This is a genomic window from Endozoicomonas ascidiicola (assembly GCF_001646945.1).
GTDB lineage: Bacteria > Pseudomonadota > Gammaproteobacteria > Pseudomonadales > Endozoicomonadaceae > Endozoicomonas > Endozoicomonas ascidiicola.
Window position 1 is genome coordinate 39028 of the sequence record NZ_LUTV01000001.1, and the last position, 8856, is coordinate 47883.

Below are 8856 nucleotides of genomic sequence, written 5' to 3' on the forward strand. Positions count from 1 at the left end.
ACACCTACGCAGGCAGGAAGTCAGATAGACGAATAGTAGTAAAGAAGCCGACGAACAATATGCAGGTATTTATGCCCTATGGGTAAAACAACCAAGCCATAGCGGAGCCGGTGGAGCGAAGTCCTCTAACGGCAAAGAAGGGCGCAACACGCCGGATCTGACTGCAACACAGAGTGAAGAAGCAGGATCGTCAGGGTTGATGCGTCTACATACTAAAGTAAGGTATGCGGCAGTGTGTCTGATTTGTCGTAGAAGCCGTATGCATTAGTAGTGCACGTACGGATTCTGTGCCGGAGGGGTGATAATTCACAGGAAACCGCTGGTGAGTCAACCCTTTACGGCGATTAAATTAGAAAAACATTTATGGGTGTCCTATTTATTCACCCTCAAATCATTCCGCTAAATTCATCTCTAAAAACTGCAGTATCGAGTTTAAGGCTGTCACATAGAACGAAAAGATTGATATAAGCTTCTCCATCAGCACCGCCAGGTTTGGCTAAAAGTACCATTGGTATTACGTGGGCAGAATGGAGCTACTATCCTTTTTTGGCCGTTATTATCATTCAGGCACGATTTCCAGAATTGTGCAGGTTTCGTTATCAGTTAAACATAAAAAACGTTCATCAGGACTGAATTCCAAAGATTCTATGCCTCTTGGGTGTTGATAAGTCAGTTTTTCCAGCCATTGTTTTTTCTTGGGAGAGTGTTCAAATACTTTTATTTCACCTTTACAGGATGCAGCCAATAGGTGACTACTGCGACTATTAAAAGTCAGTGACTTAATATTAGTAAGATCGTCATGTTTAGGTGTGAACTGAAACTGAACGGGTTTTTTATCTTCATTTAAACTGAATATATGAACTTTAGCATTATCAGTTCCAGCTGCTGCGAAGCATTCGTCATCGCTAAAGCTGCATATGGTTGCGCCGCGCGATTCGATGACTTCAGATTTTCTTTGGTAAGTTCTTTCCGGAGTAAGTTTCCATAATGCTGTTATTGATTCAAATATTCTCGATATATCCTTAGATGAATCACTTGTGATGAGAAATGTTCCATCTTTGTTTACCCATCCTTCACAGAACGCTCCTTTGTTGTCAGGATGAACTAACGTTATTGTGGATGAGTTGCAGGGTGGATGAAGATCCTTTACCGTAATAGACTTTTCCTTACAGGCTGTAACAACTGTGTTTCCTGAAATCGAAAAGTTGGATCTGTAATAGTGTGGTTTTAATAAAGCAGGAGGAGAGTTTAGCCATATACCATTTGTAAAACTGAGAATAGTATGAAATTTCCAACCCTGAATTATTGCGAAAGTATCACCATTGTTAAAAATTATTTTTTCTATTCTTGGGCCGTCTTCAGAAGAGATAGTGTGAGTTTCTGATATTGTGCCATTCGATGATTTGGTGTAAATTTTCGCCTCGGTGCCTTGGCCGATCTGAGAAACAAACCCGATATGCTTGCCACTTTTACTTGCAGCCAAATTCGTTATAGTTCCCGTAAACGGAATACTTGTTAGCAGGCTTGTTTTACCACTTGGCAGAATTTTTCTAATGTGAAGCAAATGTTCACTGTCCTCTATTGTGAAAATAGTTGAGTTTTTCTGTATAGAAATAATGTTTCTAATAGCGGTGTGCGAATGGCTGGCGACCATTGAGCCACTTTCTGTTTCTGCTCCAAGGTGAGGATTATAAATCCTCACCTCTAGATTATATGGAGTTCCATGGCTATAACGCGAGTATTTTTCAGTTGTGCTTACTGTTGCCAATAGGTGACAGTTTTCCATGAAACAAGAATGAAGTAGATCTCCAGGATGTTTAAATTTTCTTAGTATATTAAGTTTGATATTGCCGTGCATTATTTTTTGGACTTCTGAGCTGATTATTGCAGGTAACAAAACATTTTTGCTGTTTTTTGGGAATTTATTTCTATAAAATTCACCTTGAGCCAAGGTTTTAAAAATTTCTTGCTGTCTCGCTGGCAGGGTATTGTTGCTTGCAATCTCTGCTATTTTGCGTTCTGTGATAATAGTATTGAATCTTTTACAAGCTTGTGATGTAGCGGGTATGTCACTTATTTTCAGATAACGAAAGATTTCTATCAGGCAATCATCAGACAGGAAATGTATATTTGTTCTATTTGTTGTGCTTTTTTCACCTTCTCTTGTGGGTTTTACTAACGATGTGAAGGAGGTAGGCTGATTTGTTAATGGAGTCAAGACTTTTTCCTCAATTATATGTATGGGGGAGTTTTATTTTTTAATAATTCTGGATGTTAAGTAGTTAACCATTTGCTTTCGAATAAATCACTGACCGACCAGTAAGCATTACTGACATTGTGACTGCTTGAGTTAACAGTACATCGAGGCAAACACAATTAGCCATAACCTCTCTATAACTATTGCAGCACAGGTCATCAGCTGAATTAATATTCAATCGGTCAGGATTATTCGATTACATTTGATCAACTACTTAGTAGCCAGTAGTAGCCAGTAGTTTTCTATCGATTACATTTATTGACCAATAGAAAATGAATTAATTCGATTTTTTTTATGACAAAGGTGGAAAAATAAGGAAAGGTGGAAAAATAAGGAAAGGTGGAAAAATAAGGGACACCCAAAAGGAAAAATAGAAAATAAGGGACACCCAAAAATTTGCTGGCACCATAAAAATACCAAACGACTGACGCATACCAAGACAGATAATCAGAATGCCTATCCCCAGCCAGACCAGCGGTGGAAATCGAAAAATACTCATGGGAAAGTCAGTGTCCGTAATGGTGAACAAATTGAAGAGTTTGATGCCCTGAATGACCTTCTGCAGGAGACATATCAACGCTTTGATGGCAACCGGCATCCACAGCCTGACCAGCCAAAAGCTCAATCAAACCCGGCGTACTGTGTACAATCATCAGGGTGACACCCAGCAGCAGGGTCATACGCCCCAACTGAGCTCGAAGGGATTGGGAATACATGAGCAATGGCCAGAAAATAAAGGCTCGCAGTGTAATAGCACTTTTTTAACCAGCCATTGGTATTTATTGGTATTTATCTCAGCCCTGATGACAACTTGCCCTGCTATTTCAATTGGTTAAAGACTATCAGGCGGATACCGGAACTTTTAAACAAAACGATAGTCTTATTGATAGGGGCGCACTATACCCCCTATTCATAACCACACAATTACATGGATCGCACTTAACAGAGCCAGACTCTGAGTAGCGAAAATGGTGAACCGGAATGCTGAATACCCCCCACCTTAGAGACACACTGAATTTTGTCAGAGAGACCGTCCGGAATTACGGAGAATATGTACAGAAAAAAAAGGACACCCAGTGCGCCGAGATAAATCGGCAGAAGATTGAAGGTGAAAGCCCTTTATCCGGTAAGGTCTAGCGAACCGCCGGAGCCCCGAGTCATGGGCGGTTGTCAGTAATGGCAATGGTTAAGCGTTGACAGGGGAAGATGCAGGCTCAGTATCGAGCTCCGAAACCAATATCGAGAACGTCGACCTTGTTGGGTGAGGGGGAAGACAACACGACACAGGCGCGTTATGCAAGTGCCCGTATCGGTTCTCCGGAGTCATAGACCTGGTGCATGCATTAATGCCTTTTGTGCGGAACTCGGGAGATCCTGTCTGTGGTTCGTTCTCTCAATCGAGAGTGTTCAAGCGGGTCGGGTTCAGTGAAGTCAAAACGACAAAGACTGAACACCTACGCAGGCAGGAAGTCAGATAGACGAATAGTAGTAGAGAAGCCGACGAACAATATGCAGGTATTTATGCCCTATGGGTAAAACAACCAAACCAAACCATAGCGGAGCCGGTGGAGCGAAGTCGTCTAACGACAAAGAAAGGCGCAACACGCCGGATCTGACTGCAACACAGAGTGCAGAAGCAGGGTCGTCAGGGCTGATGCGTCTACATATTAAAGCAAAAAGGAACCGGTCTCTGAGGTTCAATAATCTGTTGCACCACATCACTGAGGCTTTACTGATAAAAGCGTACAATCGCTTGAATCGTAAATCAGCCAAAGGCGTAGATGGTGAGAGCTGGGTGAGTTATGGCAAGTATTTGTCAAAACGTATCAAGGCTCTGCATATACGCATTCATACTCAAGGGTATAAACCCAAACCTGTTCTGAGAATCTGGCTACCCAAACCGGACGGCAGTCGTCGACCGATTGGAATCACTTCGGTGGAAGACAAGATTGTCCAGCAGGCGTTAGTGTGGGTGCTTGAAACCATCTATGAAGCAGACTTTCTTGGCTTCAGCTATGGCTTTCGGCCAAACCGAAATCAGCATCAGGCATTGAATGCTGCTTACATAGCGATTACTCAAAAGAAAGTAAGCTGGATACTGGACGCAGACATCCGTCAATTCTTTGATCAAATAGATCACAGTTGGCTGATAAAGTTTTTGCAACATCGGATCGCAGACAAACGACTGCTTCAGCTGATAGAGCAAACGCTAAAGGCGGGCGTAGTAGAAGACAATCGGTACTCTAAAACAGTGGCCGGAACACCACAGGGTGCTGTGATATCGCCACTTCTGGCGAACATCTATCTCCACTATGTTTTAGATTTATGGGTAAACCAATGGCGTAAAAGAAACGCCAGAGGGGAGTGTTATATCGTCCGCTATGCGGATGACAGTGTATTGGGATTCCAATACCGATCTGACGGACTGCACTTTATGTCAGCGCTGAAAGAGCGGTTAGGAAAGTTTGGCCTGAGCCTGAACGGTGAGAAAACAAAACTGTTGGAATTTGGTCGATTTGCCGTCAGTAACAGAAAAGAAAGGAAGCAGGGGAAACCTGACACCTTCGATTTTCTGGGGTTTACGCATATCTGCTCAGTACGCCGCTCAGACGGTGGGTTCATGCTGAAAAGATTTACGATAGCCAAAAAGCTGAGAGCGAAAATCAAAGAGGTAAAACAGGCATTGTTGAACAACCGGCACAGGGATGTTTACGAACAGGGTAAATGGCTGAAAAACGTGGTACAGGGGCACAATAACTATTTTGCTGTCCCCGGAAATCTTAAAGCACTGAACCAATTCCGCAGAGAAATCTGCAGAGCTTGGGTAAGGGCGTTGAGAAAGCGTAGCCAGAAACACTGTATAACATGGAAGAAAATGCAGAAGGTCTTCAAACTGTTTATCCCGAGCGCGAACATACTCCACCCCTATCCAAGTATGCGACAGTGTGTCTGATTTGTCGTAGGAGCCGTATGCATTAGTAGTGCACGTACGGATCTGTGCCGGAGGGGTGACAAATCACAGGAAACTGCTGGTGAGTCAACCCTTTACGGCGATTAAAAATATCGTTATAAATCAATATTTAWTTTATGCACGTCCTTTATATTGTTCATCTGTCACCGATAACAACTCTAATACTCATCTCTACACTTCAAGCCTTAACATAAGTAGGTAATACTTTGTAATCGGATATTTTGTTCATTTGACCAGGAAATAGTTAAAACCTTTGGTAGCCAGGCCTTAAGTCAGTGGAATCGCAAGATTTATGCTCCGAAAAATAGTCGAAAGCAAACTATCACCTACTTAAAGAGCTTTACAGCATGGAACCCAGTAGCCGTGTTAATACGTCAAAAATAGAGGGGTTGCAGGGCCCAGGCAACTCGACGATAAGTGCAACGTTGAAGAAGGAGGGCACAGCGTGGAAGCGTAAAGTCACTTCAATAGAAAACAGCCCTTCTTATTTAAAGAACTTAAAGTACGATCAATCCATTCCTTCAAAATCCTTAATTGATCGAAAAATTGAGAAACTGAAAAAGGAAACGACACCCCGTGAGTACTCACTGCGTGCGCCACAAGAAGAGGGTGCTAAAAAAGAGCCTATAAAAATTTTAAGTTATTACTCAAAGGGAGAGCGGCTGAACTTTAATTGTCAGGTGAAAAGTGCAAAAGATAAGCAATTCATCGAATGCAGGCATCTGGCTGACGCCCGTGCCCGAGGGGTCATTGGTACCAAAGCATCAGGAAAATATTCGTCGGTCAGTAGCGATAAACAAATAAGCGAACACACACACATTAAAACCGATGATGAATTAAAAGAAACTATATTTTCACATTTTAAGAGAGCCCAAGAAAATTATTACTTTGATCAAAACGGATTAGGTGCGGTACTGCAGGCGGCGATAACGCATCAAAAGGGCGCTGTTTCAGTAAATAGTGGAAATAAACTCAAATCACTAAAAAGGCCACTGAATGACAAATCTGATGCTGAATCTACACCTGGGGAAGTGGCAAAAACAGAAGCATCCACTATTACTACAAACAGCGCCCATCAAAAGGATAGAAACTGTTATCAAAAAATGTACTATTTGGGCTCATTGAGGCATGCCATGACGCTGGAGATGATTGGGTCTGATGATCATGATGAGATTAAATTGAATTTTTATGACCCGAATGACACAGCAAGGGAACGCCGTATAATCGTATCTTCCTTCGATGCTTTGAAAGATGTAACACTGGACGATTTAATACCTGAAAAGGAAACACTTGATGCCTACTTTCCAGAACGCCCGCTTGCGGGTGCTTTGAAAAGCCTAGAGATTGAAAGCGAACCGGGTAGCGCTTTTGCTGTGATTAAATCTAAGCCATCACCTGCGCTGTTGCATTTATTACTTAGTCATGGCACTTTTGGATCGGATAGTTCAGCTAAGAATGCTGAAAATGCCATTAATAAGATAATGACTGACAATTTTTGGACTTATAAGGATAAAAAAGAACTGCTGGCAGCCAAGGGTGAAGACGGTATTCCCGGCTTTAATCTTGCACTGGATAGGGGGCACGCTGAAACGGTCAAAGGCTATATAGAGACAATATTATCATCCAGCGAGCTGAGTCTTGGGGATATAAAAGAACTGCTGGTAGCCAAAGACCAAAACGGTTGTTCCGGCTTTTTTCTTGCACTGTATCATGGACAAAGTGAAGCGACCATAGCCTTTATAAAGGCAATATTATCCAGCGAGCGGCTGACTCGTGAGGATAAAAAAGAACTGCTGGCAGCCAAGGAACCAGATGGTACTCCCGGCCTTTGGTTTGCACTGTTTTATGGACACGCTGAAACTGTCAAAGGCTATACAGAGACAATAATATCCAGCAAGCGGCTGACTATTGAGGATAAAAAAGAACTGCTGGCAGCCAAGCGGAAAAACAGTGTTCCCGGCTTATTGCCTGCACTGGTATATGGACGCACTGAAACGGTCAAAGGCTATATAGAGACAATATTATTATCCAGCGAGCTGAGCCTTAAGGATAAAAAAGAACTGCTGGCAGTCAAGCACCCAGACGGTACTCCCGGCCTTTTCCTTGCAGTGACTGAAGGACACCCTGAAACGGCCATAGCTATTGTAGATGCAATATTATCCAGCGAGCTGAGTCTTAAGGATAAAACAGAACTACTGACAGCCAAGAAGCAAATTGGTATTCCCGGCCTTTACGCGGCACTGCAAGATGGACACCCTGAAATGGCCAAAGCCTTTGCAGATGCAATATTATCCAGCGAGCTGAGTCTTAAGGATAAAAAAGAACTACTGGCCCAAAACAGTATTCCCAGCTTATTGCCTGCACTGGAAAATGGACACGCTGAAAAGGTCAAAGGCTATATAGAGACAATATTATTATCCAGCGAGCTGAGTCTTAAGGATAAAAAAGAACTGCTGGCAGCCAAAAACAAAGACGGTTGTCCCGGCCTTTTCCTTGCACTGAAAAATGGACTCACTGAAACGGTCATAGCCTTTGTAGATGCAATATTATCCTGCGAGCTGCTGAGTCTTGAGGATAAAAAAGAACTGCTGGCAGCCAAGGATCAATACGGTTCTCCTGGCTTATTTTTTGCACTAAACAAAGGACGCGCTGAAACGGTCAAAGCCTTTGTAGCAGCAATATTATCCAGTAAGCGGCTGACTCCTGAGGATCAAAAAGAACTACTGGCAGCCAAGAATAAAAACGGTTCTCCTAGCTTATTGCTTGCACTGTTTTATGGACACATTGAAACGGCCAGAGCCTATGTAGATGGAATAATATCCAGCGAGCTGCTGACTCCTGAGGATCAAAAAGAACTACTGGCAGCCAAGAATATAAACGGTGTTCCCAGCCTTCAATGGGTACTGAAGCTTGGATCCGGTAAAGCGATCAAAGCTACGATTAATGCCGTTGAACAGGTTATCTCCTCCAGCTCGCTAAGTGATCAGATTAAAGAAGAACTACTGCATAAAAAATAACGCAACTGTTCAGAAAGGTAATAGAGGACATCCAGTGCGCCGAGATAAATCGGCAGAAGATTGAAGGTGAAAGCCCTTCATCCGGTAAGGCGTAGCGAGCCGCCGGAACCCCGAGTCATGGGCGGCTGTCAGTAATGGCAATGGTTAAGCGTTGACAGGGGAAGATGCAGGCTCAGTATTGAGCTCCGAAACCATTATTGAGAAAACCGGTAATAGCGGTAATAGCGGTAATAGCGGTAATAGCGGTAATAGCGGTAATAGCGGTAATAGAGGACATCCATAAAAATCCCTTTGTAAATCAAGATGTAATTTATGGATGTCCTTTATATTCGCTCCCAATATTGTATTGCTTTACTGCTTCTTGAATTATCTGTGTCTGATATTTTCTAGGTTTAATATCCCTACCTATCTCAGAGTGTTTTTGCACCCAAAGGCTTTTTAATCCATCCCGATCAATTAGCTCAACGCCTAACCGTAGTGCTCTGACTTGGTAGAAGGCGTTGGCTGTATTTTTTTAGTAATCGATCACTGTACTGATCTGCTATATCGGAGAGATTCATTGGTCGTCTCCTTTCAGTTTGAGATCGTCCATCAGATGGTTGATTATTGTC

At 42.8% G+C, this 8856-nt stretch carries 4 protein-coding genes; 2 read left to right on the top strand and 2 right to left on the bottom strand.

What is annotated here, in order from left to right; genetic code table 11:
• Window positions 1–559 precede the first annotated feature (559 nt).
• Entirely contained in the window at window positions 560–2218 is a 1659-nt protein-coding gene (locus tag AKL11_RS00105) for an F-box/WD repeat-containing protein (RefSeq protein ID WP_067514375.1), read from the bottom strand.
• A gap of 545 nt (window positions 2219–2763) precedes the next feature.
• Entirely contained in the window at window positions 2764–2973 is a 210-nt protein-coding gene (locus AKL11_RS24365) for a hypothetical protein (RefSeq protein ID WP_095210045.1), read from the bottom strand.
• Between the two features lie 812 nt (window positions 2974–3785).
• On the opposite strand from AKL11_RS24365, the gene ltrA reads away from it, so the two are divergent.
• Both ltrA and AKL11_RS00125 read left to right on the top strand, forming a co-directional pair.
• On the top strand, window positions 3786–5210 hold the full coding sequence (ltrA, locus tag AKL11_RS00120; protein ID WP_067514380.1) for a group II intron reverse transcriptase/maturase: 1425 nt from the start codon (window positions 3786–3788) through the stop codon (window positions 5208–5210).
• A 365-nt stretch (window positions 5211–5575) separates the two neighbouring features.
• The gene (locus tag AKL11_RS00125) at window positions 5576–8245 is read left to right on the top strand and encodes a ShET2/EspL2 family type III secretion system effector toxin (RefSeq protein WP_157673336.1); all 2670 of its coding nucleotides are present in this window, start codon (window positions 5576–5578) and stop codon (window positions 8243–8245) included.
• The last annotated feature ends 611 nt before the right edge of the window (window positions 8246–8856 follow it).

Bases quoted from the DNA above. Each gene is read 5' to 3' on its own strand.
- AKL11_RS24365 (WP_095210045.1), bottom strand. From the start codon at position 2,973: ATGTATTCCCAATCCCTTCGAGCTCAGTTGGGGCGTATGACCCTGCTG.
- ltrA (WP_067514380.1), top strand. From the start codon at position 3,786: ATGGGTAAAACAACCAAACCAAACCATAGCGGAGCCGGTGGAGCGAAG.
- AKL11_RS00125 (WP_157673336.1), top strand. From the start codon at position 5,576: ATGGAACCCAGTAGCCGTGTTAATACGTCAAAAATAGAGGGGTTGCAG.